At 65.5% G+C, this 16462-nt stretch carries 16 protein-coding genes and 1 rRNA gene; 1 reads left to right on the forward strand and 16 read right to left on the reverse strand.

Annotated elements, in window-relative coordinates; translation table 11 throughout:
* Nucleotides 1-200 precede the first annotated feature (200 nt).
* Both G6N58_RS00615 and murA read right to left on the reverse strand, forming a co-directional pair.
* Nucleotides 201-1719: ribosomal RNA gene (locus G6N58_RS00615) — 16S ribosomal RNA — on the reverse strand.
* Between the two features lie 362 nt (nucleotides 1720-2081).
* On the reverse strand, nucleotides 2082-3335 hold the full coding sequence (gene murA, locus G6N58_RS00620) for a UDP-N-acetylglucosamine 1-carboxyvinyltransferase (RefSeq protein ID WP_163907800.1): 1254 nt from the start codon (nucleotides 3333-3335) through the stop codon (nucleotides 2082-2084).
* Between the two features lie 69 nt (nucleotides 3336-3404).
* Between murA and G6N58_RS00625 the strand changes: the two genes are divergently transcribed.
* Nucleotides 3405-3986: a cob(I)yrinic acid a,c-diamide adenosyltransferase gene (locus G6N58_RS00625; RefSeq protein ID WP_115280156.1), complete on the forward strand. Its 582-nt coding sequence runs from the start codon at nucleotides 3405-3407 to the stop codon at nucleotides 3984-3986.
* Here G6N58_RS00625 and G6N58_RS00630 read toward each other — a convergent pair.
* From G6N58_RS00630 to prfA, 14 genes are all read right to left on the reverse strand, one after another.
* Nucleotides 3983-4414 (reverse strand): DUF2550 domain-containing protein, encoded by a 432-nt coding sequence (locus tag G6N58_RS00630; RefSeq protein ID WP_115281918.1) that lies wholly within the window; start codon nucleotides 4412-4414, stop codon nucleotides 3983-3985. The genes G6N58_RS00625 and G6N58_RS00630 overlap by 4 nt on opposite strands.
* 21 nt (nucleotides 4415-4435) lie before the next feature.
* Nucleotides 4436-4801, reverse strand: coding sequence for a F0F1 ATP synthase subunit epsilon (locus tag G6N58_RS00635; protein WP_068918154.1), 366 nt, complete (start codon nucleotides 4799-4801; stop codon nucleotides 4436-4438).
* A 36-nt stretch (nucleotides 4802-4837) separates the two neighbouring features.
* The gene (gene atpD, locus G6N58_RS00640; RefSeq protein ID WP_115280155.1) at nucleotides 4838-6268 is read right to left on the reverse strand and encodes a F0F1 ATP synthase subunit beta; all 1431 of its coding nucleotides are present in this window, start codon (nucleotides 6266-6268) and stop codon (nucleotides 4838-4840) included.
* A 33-nt stretch (nucleotides 6269-6301) separates the two neighbouring features.
* A complete protein-coding gene (locus G6N58_RS00645; RefSeq protein ID WP_115280154.1) occupies nucleotides 6302-7225 on the reverse strand; it encodes a F0F1 ATP synthase subunit gamma in 924 nt (307 codons plus the stop codon).
* 34 nt (nucleotides 7226-7259) lie between these two features.
* Nucleotides 7260-8909, reverse strand: a complete 1650-nt coding sequence (gene atpA / locus G6N58_RS00650; protein WP_115280153.1) for a F0F1 ATP synthase subunit alpha — start codon at nucleotides 8907-8909, stop codon at nucleotides 7260-7262.
* A gap of 59 nt (nucleotides 8910-8968) precedes the next feature.
* Complete coding sequence (locus G6N58_RS00655; RefSeq protein ID WP_115280152.1) at nucleotides 8969-10306, reverse strand: F0F1 ATP synthase subunit B/delta; 1338 nt, start codon at nucleotides 10304-10306, stop codon at nucleotides 8969-8971.
* Nucleotides 10307-10816: a F0F1 ATP synthase subunit B gene (locus tag G6N58_RS00660; protein WP_068918159.1), complete on the reverse strand. Its 510-nt coding sequence runs from the start codon at nucleotides 10814-10816 to the stop codon at nucleotides 10307-10309.
* Between the two features lie 9 nt (nucleotides 10817-10825).
* A complete protein-coding gene (locus G6N58_RS00665; protein WP_068918160.1) occupies nucleotides 10826-11086 on the reverse strand; it encodes a F0F1 ATP synthase subunit C in 261 nt (86 codons plus the stop codon).
* Between the two features lie 73 nt (nucleotides 11087-11159).
* Complete coding sequence (atpB, locus tag G6N58_RS00670) at nucleotides 11160-11930, reverse strand: F0F1 ATP synthase subunit A (protein ID WP_163907802.1); 771 nt, start codon at nucleotides 11928-11930, stop codon at nucleotides 11160-11162.
* Nucleotides 11931-11940: 10 nt separating this feature from the next.
* Entirely contained in the window at nucleotides 11941-12396 is a 456-nt protein-coding gene (locus G6N58_RS00675) for an ATP synthase subunit I (protein ID WP_068918162.1), read from the reverse strand.
* A gap of 241 nt (nucleotides 12397-12637) precedes the next feature.
* On the reverse strand, nucleotides 12638-13828 hold the full coding sequence (locus G6N58_RS00680; RefSeq protein WP_115280151.1) for a glycosyltransferase family 4 protein: 1191 nt from the start codon (nucleotides 13826-13828) through the stop codon (nucleotides 12638-12640).
* Between the two features lie 4 nt (nucleotides 13829-13832).
* Nucleotides 13833-14486, reverse strand: coding sequence for an L-threonylcarbamoyladenylate synthase (locus tag G6N58_RS00685; protein ID WP_115280150.1), 654 nt, complete (start codon nucleotides 14484-14486; stop codon nucleotides 13833-13835).
* Nucleotides 14483-15337: a peptide chain release factor N(5)-glutamine methyltransferase gene (gene prmC / locus G6N58_RS00690; protein ID WP_115280149.1), complete on the reverse strand. Its 855-nt coding sequence runs from the start codon at nucleotides 15335-15337 to the stop codon at nucleotides 14483-14485. Before prmC ends, G6N58_RS00685 begins: the two co-directional genes overlap by 4 nt.
* The gene (prfA, locus tag G6N58_RS00695) at nucleotides 15337-16407 is read right to left on the reverse strand and encodes a peptide chain release factor 1 (RefSeq protein WP_115280148.1); all 1071 of its coding nucleotides are present in this window, start codon (nucleotides 16405-16407) and stop codon (nucleotides 15337-15339) included. Before prfA ends, prmC begins: the two co-directional genes overlap by 1 nt.
* Between the last annotated feature and the right edge of the window lie 55 nt (nucleotides 16408-16462).

Raw genomic sequence — 16462 nt, forward strand, 5'->3', positions numbered from 1 at the left:
CAAAGCCCAACAGTGTGCTTGATGACCCCGAACATCCCACCCAGCCTCGAAAGACCAACCAGGACACGGTTTTTGAGTTTGCTCTACAACGTTATGCACCAGACCATCACCCACTACAGGCGACGGCCATCCACAGATTCACCCACGGTCGCGGCACCCCACACAATGTGGACCGGCCAGGGTTTCGTGGTGCTCCTTAGAAAGGAGGTGATCCAGCCGCACCTTCCGGTACGGCTACCTTGTTACGACTTCGTCCCAATCGCCGATCCCACCTTCGACGGCTCCCTCCCACAAGGGGTTAGGCCACCGGCTTCGGGTGTTACCGACTTTCATGACGTGACGGGCGGTGTGTACAAGGCCCGGGAACGTATTCACCGCAGCGTTGCTGATCTGCGATTACTAGCGACTCCGACTTCACGGGGTCGAGTTGCAGACCCCGATCCGAACTGAGACCGGCTTTGAAAGGATTCGCTCCACCTTACGGCATCGCAGCCCTTTGTACCGGCCATTGTAGCATGTGTGAAGCCCTGGACATAAGGGGCATGATGACTTGACGTCATCCCCACCTTCCTCCGAGTTGACCCCGGCAGTCTCTCACGAGTCCCCACCATAACGTGCTGGCAACATGAGACAAGGGTTGCGCTCGTTGCGGGACTTAACCCAACATCTCACGACACGAGCTGACGACAGCCATGCACCACCTGCACACAGGCCACAAGGAATACCTATCTCTAGGCACGTCCTGTGCATGTCAAACCCAGGTAAGGTTCTTCGCGTTGCATCGAATTAATCCACATGCTCCGCCGCTTGTGCGGGCCCCCGTCAATTCCTTTGAGTTTTAGCCTTGCGGCCGTACTCCCCAGGCGGGGTACTTAATGCGTTAGCTACGGCACGGATCCCAAGGAAGGAAACCCACACCTAGTACCCACCGTTTACGGCGTGGACTACCAGGGTATCTAATCCTGTTCGCTCCCCACGCTTTCGCTCCTCAGCGTCAGTTACTGCCCAGAGACCCGCCTTCGCCACCGGTGTTCCTCCTGATATCTGCGCATTCCACCGCTACACCAGGAATTCCAGTCTCCCCTGCAGTACTCCAGTCTGCCCGTATCGCCCGCACGCCCACAGTTAAGCTGTGAGTTTTCACGAACAACGCGACAAACCACCTACGAGCTCTTTACGCCCAGTAATTCCGGACAACGCTCGGACCCTACGTATTACCGCGGCTGCTGGCACGTAGTTGGCCGGTCCTTCTTCTGTACCTACCGTCACTCGCGCTTCGTCGGTACTGAAAGAGGTTTACAACCCGAAGGCCGTCATCCCTCACGCGGCGTCGCTGCATCAGGCTTGCGCCCATTGTGCAATATTCCCCACTGCTGCCTCCCGTAGGAGTCTGGGCCGTATCTCAGTCCCAGTGTGGCCGGTCACCCTCTCAGGCCGGCTACCCGTCGTCGCCTTGGTAGGCCATTACCCCACCAACAAGCTGATAGGCCGCGGGCCCATCCCACACCGCAAAAGCTTTCCACCACAGCACATGAATGCCGTGGTCCTATTCGGTATTAGACCCAGTTTCCCAGGCTTATCCCAAAGTGCAGGGCAGATCACCCACGTGTTACTCACCCGTTCGCCACTCGAGCACCCCGAAGGGCCTTTCCGTTCGACTTGCATGTGTTAAGCACGCCGCCAGCGTTCGTCCTGAGCCAGGATCAAACTCTCCAAACAAAAACCCCCAGCCAAAGCCAGGCAGAATTCGAATCAGAAAAATCCGATCACAAACAACAGACACCAAAACTGGCATCCAAAAAAACAACCACACCCACAAGCAGGAAGACGGGGAGTCCCCCCACAGGCATGGTCAACAAACAAAAACCACCAAACACACTATTGAGTTCTCAAACAACAGACTTGCTATGATCCGCTTGTCCCGTTTCAGGGCAACCCTACCAGCTTAAACTATCTGGTCGAGCGAGTCAAGCTTCTCTGTCTCGCGTCTCCGCGGCGACTTCAAAAGATTAGGACTTGCTCCCTCGCGAAGTCAAATCCGCTGGTCAGAGGCGTTTCGGTGTCTCCCGGTGCCGCTACGGTCAGCTTACCCGCTCGATCTCAGCGCCCAGACTGACCAGGTTCTCCACGAACAGCGGGTAGCCGCGATCGATGTGGAACACGTCGTGCACCTCGGTGTCGCCGTCGGCAACCAGGCCGGCCAACACCAGACCGGCGCCGGCACGGATGTCCGACGACCACACGGGCGCACTCGAGAGTTGCGGGATCCCCCGCACGACGGCGTGATGGCCGTCGGTACGGGCGTCGGCCCCCAGCCGGATCATCTCTTCAACGAACCGGAACCGGGCTTCGAACACGTTCTCGGTGATCATCGAGGTGCCCTCGGCGATCGACGCGAGCCCGATTGCCATCGGCTGCAGGTCGGTCGGAAACCCCGGGAACGGCAGCGTCGCCACGTTCACCGCCTTCGGCCGCTCGTACTGCACCACCCGGAAGCCGTCGTCACTCTGCGTGACAGTGGCTCCGACGTCGTGCAACTTGTGCAGCACCAGCTGCAGGTGGGCCGGGTCCACTCCGGTGACCGAGATATCGCCGCGGGTCATCGCCGCCGCTATCCCCCAGGTCGCTGCCACGATGCGGTCACCGATCACCCGATGCTCGGTGGGATAGAGCTTCGGCACACCCGTGATGGTCATCGTCGACGACCCGGCGCCAGTGATCTGGGCCCCCATCTGGTTGAGCATCACGCACAGGTCCACCACGTCGGGTTCGCGCGCGGCGTTGTGGATGGTGGTCACCCCTTCGGCGACCACCGCCGCCATCAGGATGTTCTCAGTGGCCCCCACGGACGGGAACTCCAGCTGGATCTCGGCGCCGCGCAGCGTCTCCGCATGCGCGACGACACAGCCGTGCTCGATGTTGCAGGTCGCCCCCAACTGCCGCAGGCCGGCTTGATGCATGTCCAGCGGCCTCGACCCGATGGCGTCACCCCCGGGAAGCGCCACCTTGGCCTTCTTGCACCGCCCCACCAGCGGACCCAACACGCACACCGACGCACGGAACTGCCGCACCGCGGCGAAGTCCGCGTCGTACTTCGGCTCATCCGGCGAGGTGATCCGCACCGTGTCGCCGTCGAGTTCGACGGTGGCGCCGAGCCCACGCAGCACCTCGGCCATCAACGGGACATCCAGGATGTCCGGGCAGTTGGTGATGGTGGTGGTGCCTTCAGCCAGCAGACTTGCCGCCATCAGTTTGAGCACGCTGTTCTTGGCTCCCCCAACAGCAACTTCGCCGGCCAACCGATTTCCACCGGTCACAACGAAACGCTCACTCACGCCGGTCAGTGTATGCAGCCCAACCCCTGTTGGCAGACTCGATGCGCTGACTGACGTACGGTTTTTGCCATGGCTGTCCATCTGACCCGCATCTACACCCGCACCGGCGACGACGGCACCACAGGTCTGAGCGACTTCTCGCGGGTGTCCAAATCGGATGCGCGTCTGATCGCGTACGCCGACTGTGACGAAACCAACGGTGCCATCGGCGTCGCCCTGGCCCTCGGCGCACCGGATGCCCGCATTGCGGCGGTGCTCCTGCAGATCCAGAACGATCTCTTCGATGCGGGCGCCGACCTGTCCACACCGGTGGTGGCCGAGCCGAAGTATCCCCCGCTGCGGATCACCCAGGACTACATCGATCGATTGGAGCGGTGGTGCGACGAGTTCAACGAACCACTGCCGGCCCTCAACTCGTTCATCCTGCCGGGCGGAACACCACTGTCAGCACTGTTGCACGTGGCGCGCACGGTCGCGCGTCGCGCAGAGCGGTCGGCCTGGATGGCCATGAGCGAACATCCCGATGACATGAGTGCGCTGCCGGCGAAGTACCTCAACCGGCTCTCCGACCTGCTGTTCATCCTGTCGCGGGTAGCCAATCCCGACGGCGACGTGTTGTGGCAGCCGGGCGGCGCCCGCAAGGACAGTTAGACGATTCGGCGGCGGGCGCGCGGGTTGGGACGGGATTCCAGCCAGGACAGGAACGCCGTCAGGGCGCCCTGATCGAGCGCCAGTTCGTATCCGCGCCGCCGATCGGGTGAGGAATCACGGAGTTCGAGGACGACGATCTCCTCGGTCATGATGTCGAATTCGTCGCCGCGCGGGGCCCGCCGGGAGACGATCTCCACGCCCCGGCGGCTGAGCCGCCGGTCGGGCCACCAGCGCAGGCTCGACAACTGATAGAACACGGCCTCCCCACCGCGGTAGCGGATGACGCCGTGGCGCCAGCCGTGCCCTCCGACAGCGGGGACGTCACGCAGAATCGCCGCAGTGCCGCCCTGCCGCAGTTTCCACAGTCGGTAGGTCAGCGCTGCGACGAACGCGAGGAGCACAGCCACGAGCACGACCATGAATACCATGGACATGCTCACCGGCCGCCCCTAATCGAGTTGGCCGACGGCGCGCAGGCGCGCCCGTCCCCTGGCCGCTACCTCCGGGTCATCCGACTGCGAATCCGTCTTGGCGGCGTCCGCATCGATCTCGGACTCGAACTCCGCCGACTCGGCCAGGATGATCACGCCCTCTTCGGTGACCGACAGGAATCCGCCGTCCACCGCGATGCGCAGATCGTCTTCACCTTCGCGTTCCACCCGGACCATTGCGTCGTCGACCAACTGCGCGACGAGCGGAATGTGCCTGGGCAGGATGCCGATCTCGCCCGCGGTGGTGCGGGTGAAGAGGAACGTTGCCTTACCCGACCAGACGTTGCGTTCGACGGCAACGATGTCGACGTCCAGTTCAGCCATGACACACCACCTTTCGGACGATCGTCAGTTCGGAAGTCACAGCTTGGCGCCGAGGCTCTCGGCCTTCTTGGCCAGGTCGTCGAGGCCACCGATGAGGAAGAACGCCTGCTCGGGCAGGTGGTCGAACTCACCCTTGGCCAGCTTGTCGAAGGCCTCGATGGTCTCCTTCAGCGGCACGGTGGAGCCCGGCTGCCCGGTGAACTGTTCGGCCGCCATCATGTTCTGGCTCAGGAAGCGCTCGATCTTACGAGCGCGGTACACCAGAACCTTGTCCTCTTCCGACAGCTCGTCGATACCGAGAATGGCGATGATGTCCTGAAGATCCTTGTAGCGCTGCAGGATTCGGATGACTTCCTGCGCAACCCGGTAATGATCGTCGCCGACGACGCTGGGGTGCAGGATCGTCGAAGACGATGCCAGCGGATCCACCGCGGGGAAGATGCCCTTCGAGAACACCGTACGAGACAGCTCGGTGGTGGCGTCGAGGTGCGCGAACGTGGTGGCCGGGGCCGGGTCGGTGTAGTCGTCGGCGGGCACGTACACGGCCTGCATCGAGGTGATGGAGCGGCCGCGCGTCGAGGTGATGCGCTCCTGCAGCTCACCCATCTCGTCGGCCAGCGTCGGCTGGTAACCCACGGCCGAGGGCATACGACCCAGCAGGGTCGACACCTCGGAACCGGCCTGGGTGAACCGGAAGATGTTGTCGATGAACAGCAGCACGTCCTGGCCCTGCTCATCGCGGAAGAACTCCGCCATGGTCAGCGCGGACAGGGCGACGCGCATACGCGTGCCGGGCGGCTCGTCCATCTGGCCGAACACCAGGGCGGTGTCCTTGAGCACGTTGGCGTCCTCGAGCTCGACCCACAGGTCGTTGCCCTCACGGGTGCGCTCACCCACGCCGGCGAACACCGAGGTACCACCGAAGTTGCGGGCGATGCGGTTGATCATCTCCTGGATGAGCACCGTCTTGCCCACCCCGGCACCGCCGAACAGGGCGATCTTGCCACCACGCACGTAGGGGGTCAGCAGGTCGACGACCTTGAGGCCGGTCTCGAGCATCTCGGTGCGAGGCTCGAGCTCGGCGAAGGGCGGCGGCTTGCGGTGGATGGACCAGTGCTCGAAGTCCTTGGCGTAGCCGGGATCGTCGAGGCAGTCACCGAGGGCGTTGAAGACGTGGCCCTTCACGCCGTCGCCCACGGGCACGGAGATGGAGGCGCCGGTGTCCTTGACCTCCACGCCACGCACCAGACCGTCGGTGGGCTGCATGGAGATGGTGCGCACCAGGTTGTCACCGAGGTGCTGGGCGACCTCGAGGGTCAACGTCTTGGCCAGCTCGCCGTAGGTGATCTCGGCGTGCAGGGCGTTGAACAGTTCAGGCACCGAGCCACGGGGGAACTCGACGTCCACGACGGGACCGGTGATGCGAACGACGCGACCGGTGGTGGTCTTTTCGGCGGTAGCAGTCATATCTTCTTCGCTTCTCTTCGCTTCCGATGGGGCTTATTTGGCGTCAGCCAGCGCGTTGGCGCCACCGACGATCTCGCTGATTTCCTGGGTGATCTGAGCCTGCCGCTCGCGGTTGGCTTCCAAGGTCAGAGCCTTGATCAGATCGTCGGCGTTGTCGCTCGCGGACTTCATGGCCCGGCGCCGGGCGGCCGACTCCGAAGCCGCAGCCTCCAGCAGTGCCGCGTACACGCGGGTGGCCACGTACCGGGGAAGCAACGCCCCGAACAGTTCCTCGGCGTTCGGCTCGAACGAGAACAGCGTGTGCGGCCCGGTCTCCTCTTCGCCGACGTACTCGACGACCATCGGGGCGATCCGGCGGGCCTCTGCCGTCTGCGCCAGCATCGACCTGAATTCCGTTGTCACGATGTGCAGTTCGTCGACCCCGACCTTGCCGTCGGCGCCTGGTCCCTCATCGTCGTCGTCGGCACCGGACATGAACACGTCCACCAGGGTGTCGGCAATCTCCTTGGCGTTCTCGTACGTCGGCCGTTCGGAGAAGCCGGTCCACGACTCAACGACATCGCGACCACGGAAGCTGTAGTAGCCGGACGCCTTTCGGCCGACCACGTAGAGCACCGGAGATTTGCCCTCGTCCCGCAGCAGGGCGAAGAGCTCTTCGGCCCGCCGCAGGACGTTGGCGTTGTAGGCACCGCAGAGTCCGCGATCCGACGACACCACCAACACGGCGGCACGCTTGGGGTTGTCCCGTTCCACCAACAGCGGGTGATCCAGCGCGCTGGCACCGGCGAGGTTGGTGAGCATGTTGGTGATCTCATCGGCGTAGGGGCGGGCCGCCTCGACCCGCGCCTGCGCCTTGGCGATCCGCGAGGTTGCGATCAGCTCCTGGGCCTTGGTGATCTTCTTGATCGACCCGGCGGAGCGGATGCGCCCGCGTAGCTCACGCAGTGTTGCAGCCATCTGATTCCAGACTCTCCAGTGCTCGGCTTCTCGACTACTTCTTCTTCGGGGGGGCCTTGCGGACCTTCACCGACTCCTGACCCAGATCCTCGGCGTCCATCGCCTCGGCTTCGGCCTCGTTGACCACAACCGAGCTGCCGTCAGAGGCGGAGAAGCCCTTCTTGAACTCGTTGATGACGTCGGTCAGCTTCTCTTCGTTCTCCTCGGAGAGCTTCTTCGACTCGCGGATGTCCGACAGGATGCCGTCGTGGCTGGCTCGGACATGCTCCAGCAGATCGGCCTCGAAACGTGCCACGTCATCGACCGGAACCGAATCCAGGTGGCCCTTGGTGCCCAGGAAGATCGACACCACCTGCTCCTCGACGGGCAGCGGCGAGTACTGCGGCTGCTTGAGCAGCTCGACCAGGCGTGCGCCACGGTCCAGCTGGGCCTTGGAGGCGGCATCCAGATCCGAGGCGAAGGCGGCGAACGCCTCCAGCTCGCGATACTGCGACAGCTCCAGACGCAGTGAGCCCGCAACTTCCTTCATGGCCTTGATCTGTGCGGCACCACCCACGCGCGACACCGAGACACCGACGTTGATGGCCGGCCGGACACCCTGGTTGAACAGGTCGGACTCCAGGAAGCACTGGCCGTCGGTGATCGAGATGACGTTGGTGGGGATGAACGCCGAGATGTCGTTGGCCTTGGTCTCGATGATCGGCAGCCCGGTCATCGATCCACCGCCCAGTTCGTCGGACAGCTTGGCGCAACGCTCCAGCAGACGGGAGTGCAGGTAGAACACGTCGCCCGGGAAGGCTTCGCGGCCCGGCGGGCGACGCAGCAACAGCGAGATGGCGCGGTAGGCGTCAGCCTGCTTCGACAGATCGTCGAACACGATGAGGACGTGCTTGCCCTCGTACATCCAGTGCTGCCCGATGGCCGACCCGGCGTACGGGGCCAGCCACTTGAAGCCGGCGGGATCGGAGGCTGGGGCCGCGACGATGGTGGTGTACTCCATGGCGCCCCCCTCCTCGAGGGCGCGCTTCACCGACGCGATGGTGGTGCCCTTTTGGCCGATGGCGACGTAGACGCAGCGCACCTGCTGCTTCGGGTCACCGGTCTCCCAGGCGCCGCGCTGGTTGAGGATGGTGTCGACGCAGACTGCGGTCTTGCCGGTCTTGCGGTCGCCGATGATCAGCTGGCGCTGGCCGCGGCCGATCGGGGTCTGGCTGTCGATGGCCTTGATGCCGGTCTGCAGCGGCTCACCGACGCCCTGGCGCTGCACCACCGACGGCGCCTGCAGCTCGAGTGCACGACGGGTGTCGGTGGCGATGTCGCCCTGGCCGTCGATGGGCTCACCGAGCGGGTTGACGACGCGTCCGAGGAACGCGTCACCGACGGGCACCGAGAGCACCTCGCCGGTGCGCTTGACCTGCTGGCCCTCTTCGATCTTGCCGAACTCGCCGAGGATGACCGCGCCGACGCTGTGCTCGTCGAGGTTCAGGGCCACACCGAGGACACCGCCCTCGAACTCCAGCAGCTCCTGGGTCATCACCGAGGGCAGGCCCTCGACGTGGGCGATGCCGTCACCGGCGTCGATCACGGTGCCGACTTCTTCGCGCTCGGACTCGGCGCTGAAGGAGGAGACGTAGTCCTCGATAGCGCCTTCGATATCAGCAGCTGAGATTGTCAACTCTGCCATGGCTTTTCGTCTTCCTGCCTTCGTGTCTTACAGATGTTCTCGGGTGCGGGTGGCGTGCGTCAGTCCGGCAGTCCGCTGCGCGCTGCAGCCAACCGGGAGGAGATGGATCCGTCGATCACTTCGTCGCCGACCGTGATGAGCAGCCCGCCCAGGACAGCGGGGTCGACGTTCAACTGGACGGCAACCGGATGGCTGTAGATCCGTCCCAGTACCTCGGCCAGCCGGGTGCGCTGCTGATCGCTGAGGTCACCGGCGGCGGTCACGTTGGCCACCACCTCGCCGCGGCGGACCACGGCCAGTTCCGCCAGATCGGCGACCGCCGCGTCGGCACGCTCGCCGCGCAGCAGTTCGACGGTCTGGGCCAGTAGCGCTGCCGCGGTGTCGTTCACGTCACCGGAGGTGTCGAGAACCTTGCGCAGCAGCGAGATCCGGCCCTCGGCGGGTGTCGTGGTGTCACTGAGCAGATTGCTCAGCCGCGGCTGTGCGTCCAGCAGACGGCCGAAGCGGAACAGCTGGTCTTCCACGGCTTCGCCCTCGCCGGCGGCGTCGGCGCGTGACAGCAGCGCCAGCCGGGCGACGTGCTCCAGCGCGTCCACCAGGTTGCCTTCCGCCGACCACCGCTGCGAGACAGCGGTTTTCAGCAGCTCCAGGGCGGCGGGGCTGATCTTGTCACCGAACAGCCGCTGCGCCAGGCGCACCTTGGGTTCGGGGTTGTCGGTGGGGTCCGCCAGGTGCTTGGCCAGGATGGGCTCATCCAGCAGCACTTTGGCCACCGCGGTCAGGTCGTCGGCCACCGCCGTGAGGCCGGCGGCGTCGAGTCCACCCGCGGTGTCGTCGAACTTCTTGACCACTTCGGCCAGCGCTTCGCGGCTGGCGGCGCGCAGGTTCAGCGACGCACCGGCTTCCAGCACCGCGGTGGAGGGAGCCATCGACTCGAGCTCACCTAGGAAGCGGTCCACCGTGGCGGACTGCTGCGCGGGGTCCGACACGTATTGCCGCACCAGGTCCTCGGCCTTCTGCACGGAGTCCGCGCCGAGCTCGTGCCGCAGACCGCGGATGGTCTGCTGGCGCAGCAGGTGAACCTGCTGCTCGCCCTGGGCCTTGATGCGCTCGGCCTCGGTGACGGCCTGCTCCTGCAGCTGAGCTTCGATGCGCTCGGAATCCGCCTTGGCCTCCTCGGTGACCTTGGCGGATTCCGCCTTGGCCTCTTCAACGGCCTTGGCGTGCATGGCGTCGGCTTCGGCCAGCTTCTTGGCGGCCTCCGCGCTTTCCGCCAATGCGACGCGGATGGCCTCCTGCTGCTTCTGCATCAGGCCCTTCACGGGCGGCACGACCCACTTCACGATGATGAATACGATCACCGCGAAGCCGATCAGCTGGCCGATGAATGTCGACATCTAGCTGCTCCCACCTGATTTCACGTCATCGGATCCCACGGGCACGCCCAGGATCCGGCTGGCCAGCGCGGCCGAAAGTCCGTCCACCGACGACTGCAACTCGGTCTGCGTAGCCGTGCGCTGGGTGGACAGTTGCTCGTCCGCCTGCCGCACGGTGTCGGCGACGGCGCCGTTGGCCTCGGCACGCTTGGAGTCGATGACCTGCCTGCCGGCAGTGCGGGCCTCGTCACGGATGGCCGACGCTTCGGAACGGGCACCGGCCATCGTCTCGTCGTAGTCGGCCTGGGCCGCTGCGACCTGCTCTGCCGACTTCCGGTTGTCTGCCGCGGTCTTGGCCAGCATGGCTTCGCGCTCGGCGAGCACCTTGCTGACCGGCGGCACCACCCATTTCCAGATCACGGCGAGCGTGATCAGGAAGATGAGCAGCACGACGAAGAAGGTGCCGTTGGGGATCAGGAAGTTACTGGTCCCCCCGCCTTCTTCCGCTGCGAGGATGGATAGTTCGTTCATGACGTCGGGTTACTGCAGGCCCGGCGTGGCGAAGACGAACAGCGCCATGAAGGCCAGGTTGATGAAGTAGGCGGCCTCGACCAGACCGACGGTGATGAAGAACGGCGTGAACAGACGGCCCTGGGCCTCGGGCTGACGGGCGATGCCCGAGATCAGCGCGTTACCCGCGATACCGTCACCGATGCCGGCGCCGATGGCACCGCCGCCGAGGATCAATCCGCCGCCGATCAGAGCGCCGGCCGTGATGATGGCGTTGGGATCGATTTCCATTCCTATTTTCCTCCTTGGTAACTGGCGGCATTACCGCCAGAGTTCATGGTCGTGCAGTCGGATTACGGGTGGTTCAGTGGTCGTCGTGGTCGAGTTCCATCGCCTGGCTGAAGTACAGGATCGTCAACAGCGAGAAGATGAACGCCTGGATGAGGCCGACGAACAGGTCGAAGGTCTTCCAGATGGCGTTGGGGGCCCACTGGATGTACCAGGGGAACATGGCGATCAGCGCCACCAGGATGCCGCCGGCGAAGATGTTGCCGAAGAGTCGCAGTGCCAGCGAGATCGGCTTGGCGAGTTCCTCGACGATGTTGATCGGGGCGAGGAAGGCGACGTGACCCTTCACCACCTTGATCGGGTGGCCGATGATGCCGCGGCGCTTGACACCTGCTGCGTGGTAGAAGAAGAACACGAACAGCGCCAGCGCCAGCACGAAGTTGATGTCCGAGGCAGGCGGCTTGTAGAGCTCACCGGCAGCGCCGTCGGAGCCGCCGTACTGCCACGGGAACACGGCCAACCAGTTCGAGATCAGAATGAACGCGAACAGCGCGACGGCCAGCGGCAGCACGAACGGCGCCACCTTCATGCCGACAGAGCTCTCGATCTGCCCGCGCATCTGGATGGTCAGGGCCTCCCAGAACAGCTGCACCTTGCCGGGCACACCGGTGGAGGTGACCTTGGACTTCAGGTAGAAGGCCAGGCCGATGATGATGAGCGCGGTGATGGCGGTGGCCATGATGGTGTCGCCATTGAACGTCATCCCGAACAGCTCGAACACCATGGTGTGGTGTCCGACGTGGATGGCAGCGCCGCCCTCTTCGGCAGCGAGCACAGTCTCTGTCATGGAGCTCAGCTCAACCCTTCGGTTCCGTTGCGGATACGTCTTCGACATCGAGTCCGTTGGCACGGATCTTCTTCAGCACCGGGATGCTGGTGCTCATCACCAGCAGCGCCTGGAAGATGGCCAGTCCGAACAGCACGGCGATTCCGCCGTTCTCCTTGAAGAAGATGGCGATGGCCAGCGCGACCACCGAGATGATCATCAGGCGCATGGCCGAGTTCACGGCCATCTTCTTCTTCAGTGGGTGGTCCTGCGCCGTGATGGACTCGACTGCCCGGCGCACCAGCAGGGCGTTGACCAGACCGAGGCCCAGTCCCACGCCGAAGAAGATGCCGAACCACACGGTGGCCACGAAGGCCGAAGCCGCCGTCGCGAGCGCGGTCAGCAACACGCAGACAACGAGCAGGCGGACAGGGCGGAACGCCACGGACGGAAACACCAACGGCGCTTCGTGCGCTGGTGTCGTCACTTTGTCACCTCTATCCCCACGGTCACGGGAGCGGTACCCCATTGGTCAGGTGCCACGCCCGCCTGAGCGTATCGGAGGGCGGTGGGCGCGCTGGAATCACCCAAGGGGTAGCTCCCTTTTGTCGGTCGTATTTCGGCTCCAGGCGACTTTCTCGCCACCGGGCCGGGCCGGCAACCCGCGAGGTCTTTCGGGTTCTGCTGAGAACCGTACCACATGGTAGGGAGCAGAAAACGGGCCCCTACTACGAACCGTCGTACGGTGCGCCGGAGCGACTTTCACCCCTCCTGAGCAACGGAATCAGGGTGATGACGCCGGCGACGACGATGGCGCCGAGCATCACGGCGCCGGTATCTCGCGGGTCGAAGAAGATGGTGCTTGCCGCGCCGAACGCCGCGATGCCCACCCAGAGGTAGATCAACAACACGACGCGGCGGTGCGAGTGCCCGATCTGCAGCAATCGGTGGTGCAGATGCATCTTGTCGGGACTGAACGGGCTGCGGCCGGCCCGGGTGCGGCGCACGATCGCCAACAGCATGTCCAGCGCGGGGACGAACACCACGGCGACCACCAACAGGAACGGCGACAACAGCGCGAACACGTCCCGGGCACCGTAGGCGTTCTGCGAGATGGGTCCGGCGGCGGTGGTGGCGGCCGCGGCGAGCATCAGACCGATCAGCATGGAACCGGAGTCGCCCATGAAGATCTTGGCGCGGTGGAAGTTGTGCGGCAGAAACCCCAGGCACGCACCCGCGAGCACCACCGAGATCACCGCGGGCGGGTAGAACAGCACGTCGCCGCCGTGATCACGGAGCAAGCCCACCGAGAAGGCGCAGATGGCCAGTGCCGTGATCAGTCCCAGCCCGGCTGCCAGACCGTCGAGACCGTCGACGAAGTTCATCGCGTTGACGATCGAGACGGTCAGCGCCAGCGTCAGGAGGATCGACGCGGTCTGGTCCAGCACGATGGTGCCCACCCCGCCGATCGGGATGTAGAGCACGCTCCAGGCCACCCCCATGGTCACCAGCACGCTGGCCGCGGTGATCTGCCCGGCGAACTTGGTCAGGGCATCCAGGCCCCAGCGGTCGTCGATCAGTCCGATGCCCATGATCAGCCCGCCGGCGACGATCACCGCCGGCATGCCCGTCGAGTAGATGAACCCGCGGGTGAGCGCAGGCAGCTGTGAGGCCAGGAACACTGCGCCGGCCACCCCGAGGTACATCGCCAGGCCGCCCATCCGGGGCGTCGGCTGCAGATGGACGTCGCGTTCACGCGGGTAGGCGACGGCGCCCACCCGGGTGGCGAACTTACGCACCGCGCCGGTGGCGAAGTAGGTGATGATGGCGGCGGTCAGCCCGACGAGGGCGAGCTCGCGCAGCGGCACTCCCGCACCCCGGTCGGACAGGGCCAGCAGGTCGGCAGCGACGTTCTGCACCGTCTCAGTCGATCAGGATGGTGGGGTTGATGCCGAGGACCTCGCCGATGGCATCCGCGGACAGCGGGCCCTGGCGCAGGATCTTCGGCGCGGCTCCGGTGAGGTCGACGATGGTGGACGCCGATCCCTGCTCGGCCGGTCCCCCGTCGAGGTAGACCTCCACGAGATCGGCGAGCTGGTTGCGGGCCTCGTCGACGGTGACGGCCGGGGGTTGTCCGGAGATGTTGGCGCTGGAGACGGCCATCGGACCGACTTCGCGCAGCACGTCGATGGCCACCGGGTGCATCGGCATCCGCAGCATGACCGTGCCGTTGGCATCACCGAGGTCCCAGTGCAGGGAGGGCGCCTGCCGCACCACCAGGCTCAGAGCGCCGGGCCAGAAGGCGCGGATCAGCTCCCGTGCGGTGCGCGGCACGGTGTAGACCAGGCCGTCGATGGTGTTCCACGACCCCACCAGCACCGGCACCGGCATATCCCGGCCGCGGCCCTTGGCGGCCAGCAGCGCGGCCACCGCCGAGGCGTCGAAGGCGTCGGCTCCGATGCCGTACACGGTGTCGGTGGGCAGGACCACCAGCCGGCCGCCTTTGGCGGCGCTCACCGCCGAGGCGATCCCGGCTTCGCGCGCAACCGGGTCGGAGCAATCGAAGGTGGAGCTCATCGGTGCCTCTCGTCGGAGCGGACAGCGGTCACGAACCGCGGCCTGCCGGCCAGGTCGCGGTGGGGTTGGACGTCGCGGAGCTTGCCGGTGCGCGCCAGTGCGTCCACGGTAGCGCCCGAGGTGGAGTCGTCGTGTTCGACGGCCATCCGCGCGCCGGGGCGCAGCCATCGGACCGCCAGTTCGGCAACGGCGTGGATCACCGCCATCCCATCGGGGCCGCCGAACAGCGCGTGGTGGGGATCATGGTCGGCGACTTCAGGTTCCAGGTCGGCACCGTCGGGGATGTAGGGCGGGTTACAGACCAAGAGGTCGACAGTGGCGTCGAGGTCAGGCAGCAGCCCGGGTGTGGTGACGTCGGCCTCCAGCAGCCGCACCGCGGTGCCCTCGGCGTTGCGCTGCGCGTACCGCAGCGCCTCCGGGGAATCGTCGACGGCCAGCACGCGGGCATCCGGGCGGTGCCGCGCCAGTGCCACTGCCAGGGCACCCGACCCGGTGCAGAGGTCGACGATCACCGGTACCTGCGAGAAACGTTCGCGGTCAAGCACTTTGGTTGCCCATTCGAACAGGGCCTCGGTTTCGGGACGGGGAATGAAGACGCCGGGTCCGACGTGCAGCGTCAACGGGCCGAACGGTGCGGTGCCGGTCAGGTGCTGCTGCGGGATGCGTCGCGCGCGGGCGGCCACCAGCTCCTGGTACCGCGGGTAGAAGTCGGGACCGGGTTCAGCAGCGAAGCGCAGTCGGCCGCGGTCGATGCCCAGGACGTGGGCGGCCAGTTGCTCGGCCTCGACGGCGGCCGAGGTGATGCCGGCCGCGGCCAGCGCCTGCTCGGCTGCGTCGATGGCCGCGCGCATCACGCCTGCTGCAGCCTGGCCTGCTTGTCGGCGGCCGCCAACGCATCGAACAGCGGGTCCAGCTCACCGTCGAGCACCTGGTCCAGGTTGTGCGCCTTGAAGTTGATCCGGTGATCGGCGATCCGGTTCTCGGGGAAGTTGTAGGTACGGATGCGCTCACTGCGGTCCACGGTGCGGATCTGGCTGGCGCGGTCCGCCGACGCGTCTGCCTGGGCCTGCTCTTCCTGCAGCGCCTGCAACCGGGCGGCCAACACCTGCATGGCGCGCGCTTTGTTCTGCAGCTGAGAGCGCTCGTTCTGGCAGGTGACCACGATGCCGGTGGGCAGATGGGTGATCCGGACGGCGGAGTCGGTGGTGTTCACACCCTGACCGCCCTTGCCCGACGAGCGGTAGACGTCGATGCGCAGGTCGGATTCGTCGATCTGGACCTGCTCAACCTCTTCGGGTTCCGGATACACCAGCACCCCGGCGGCCGAGGTGTGCACGCGTCCCTGCGACTCGGTGACCGGGACACGCTGCACGCGGTGCACACCGCCTTCGAACTTCAGCCGCGACCACACGCCGTCCAGCGAGTCGCCCTTGCTGGTGATCGACAGCGTGGCGTCTTTGTAGCCACCGAGGTCGGAGGTGGTCTCCCCCAGCATGGTGACGGTCCAGCCGTGTCGCTCGGCGTAGCGGATGTACATGCGCGCCAGATCGGCGGCGAACAGCGCGGACTCCTCACCACCTTCGCCGGACTTCACCTCGAGGACGATGTCGTCGGGGTCGTGCGGATCGCGGGGGGCCAGCATGTCGGTGAGCTGATTGTCGAGTTCGGCCACGCGGGTCTCGAGGTCGGCGACCTCCTGCGCGAAGGACGGGTCCTCGTCGGCCAGCTCACGGGCGGCGTCCAGGTCGCCTCGGGCCGCCTCGAGCTTGCGGTGGGTGCCGACGATCGGGGCCAGCTGGGCGAACCGCTTGCTGACCCGGCGCGCGTTCACCGCGTCGGCGTGCAGCTCGGGGTCCGCCAGTTGGCGTTCGAGATCAGCGTATTCAGCCAGCAACGCGTCAACGGCGTTTGCCTGGGTCATCGCTCACCTCCGGGATCAACTGCTGGAAACACAAAACCGACGCCCGCCGGCGTGC

Source organism: Mycolicibacterium tokaiense (assembly GCF_010725885.1).
Classification (GTDB): domain Bacteria; phylum Actinomycetota; class Actinomycetes; order Mycobacteriales; family Mycobacteriaceae; genus Mycobacterium; species Mycobacterium tokaiense.

What these genes read in the sequence shown, in the direction of transcription:
- G6N58_RS00685 (WP_115280150.1), bottom strand. Translation starts at nt 14,486, where the DNA reads ATGAGCTCCACCTTCGATTGCTCCGACCCGGTTGCGCGCGAAGCCGGG.
- G6N58_RS00660 (WP_068918159.1), bottom strand. Translation starts at nt 10,816, where the DNA reads ATGAACGAACTATCCATCCTCGCAGCGGAAGAAGGCGGGGGGACCAGT.
- G6N58_RS00625 (WP_115280156.1), top strand. Translation starts at nt 3,405, where the DNA reads ATGGCTGTCCATCTGACCCGCATCTACACCCGCACCGGCGACGACGGC.
- G6N58_RS00665 (WP_068918160.1), bottom strand. Translation starts at nt 11,086, where the DNA reads ATGGAAATCGATCCCAACGCCATCATCACGGCCGGCGCTCTGATCGGC.
- G6N58_RS00635 (WP_068918154.1), bottom strand. Translation starts at nt 4,801, where the DNA reads ATGGCTGAACTGGACGTCGACATCGTTGCCGTCGAACGCAACGTCTGG.
- atpD (WP_115280155.1), bottom strand. Translation starts at nt 6,268, where the DNA reads ATGACTGCTACCGCCGAAAAGACCACCACCGGTCGCGTCGTTCGCATC.
- G6N58_RS00645 (WP_115280154.1), bottom strand. Translation starts at nt 7,225, where the DNA reads ATGGCTGCAACACTGCGTGAGCTACGCGGGCGCATCCGCTCCGCCGGG.
- prmC (WP_115280149.1), bottom strand. Translation starts at nt 15,337, where the DNA reads ATGCGCGCGGCCATCGACGCAGCCGAGCAGGCGCTGGCCGCGGCCGGC.
- atpB (WP_163907802.1), bottom strand. Translation starts at nt 11,930, where the DNA reads ATGACAGAGACTGTGCTCGCTGCCGAAGAGGGCGGCGCTGCCATCCAC.
- prfA (WP_115280148.1), bottom strand. Translation starts at nt 16,407, where the DNA reads ATGACCCAGGCAAACGCCGTTGACGCGTTGCTGGCTGAATACGCTGAT.
- atpA (WP_115280153.1), bottom strand. Translation starts at nt 8,909, where the DNA reads ATGGCAGAGTTGACAATCTCAGCTGCTGATATCGAAGGCGCTATCGAG.
- G6N58_RS00630 (WP_115281918.1), bottom strand. Translation starts at nt 4,414, where the DNA reads ATGGTATTCATGGTCGTGCTCGTGGCTGTGCTCCTCGCGTTCGTCGCA.
- G6N58_RS00655 (WP_115280152.1), bottom strand. Translation starts at nt 10,306, where the DNA reads ATGTCGACATTCATCGGCCAGCTGATCGGCTTCGCGGTGATCGTATTC.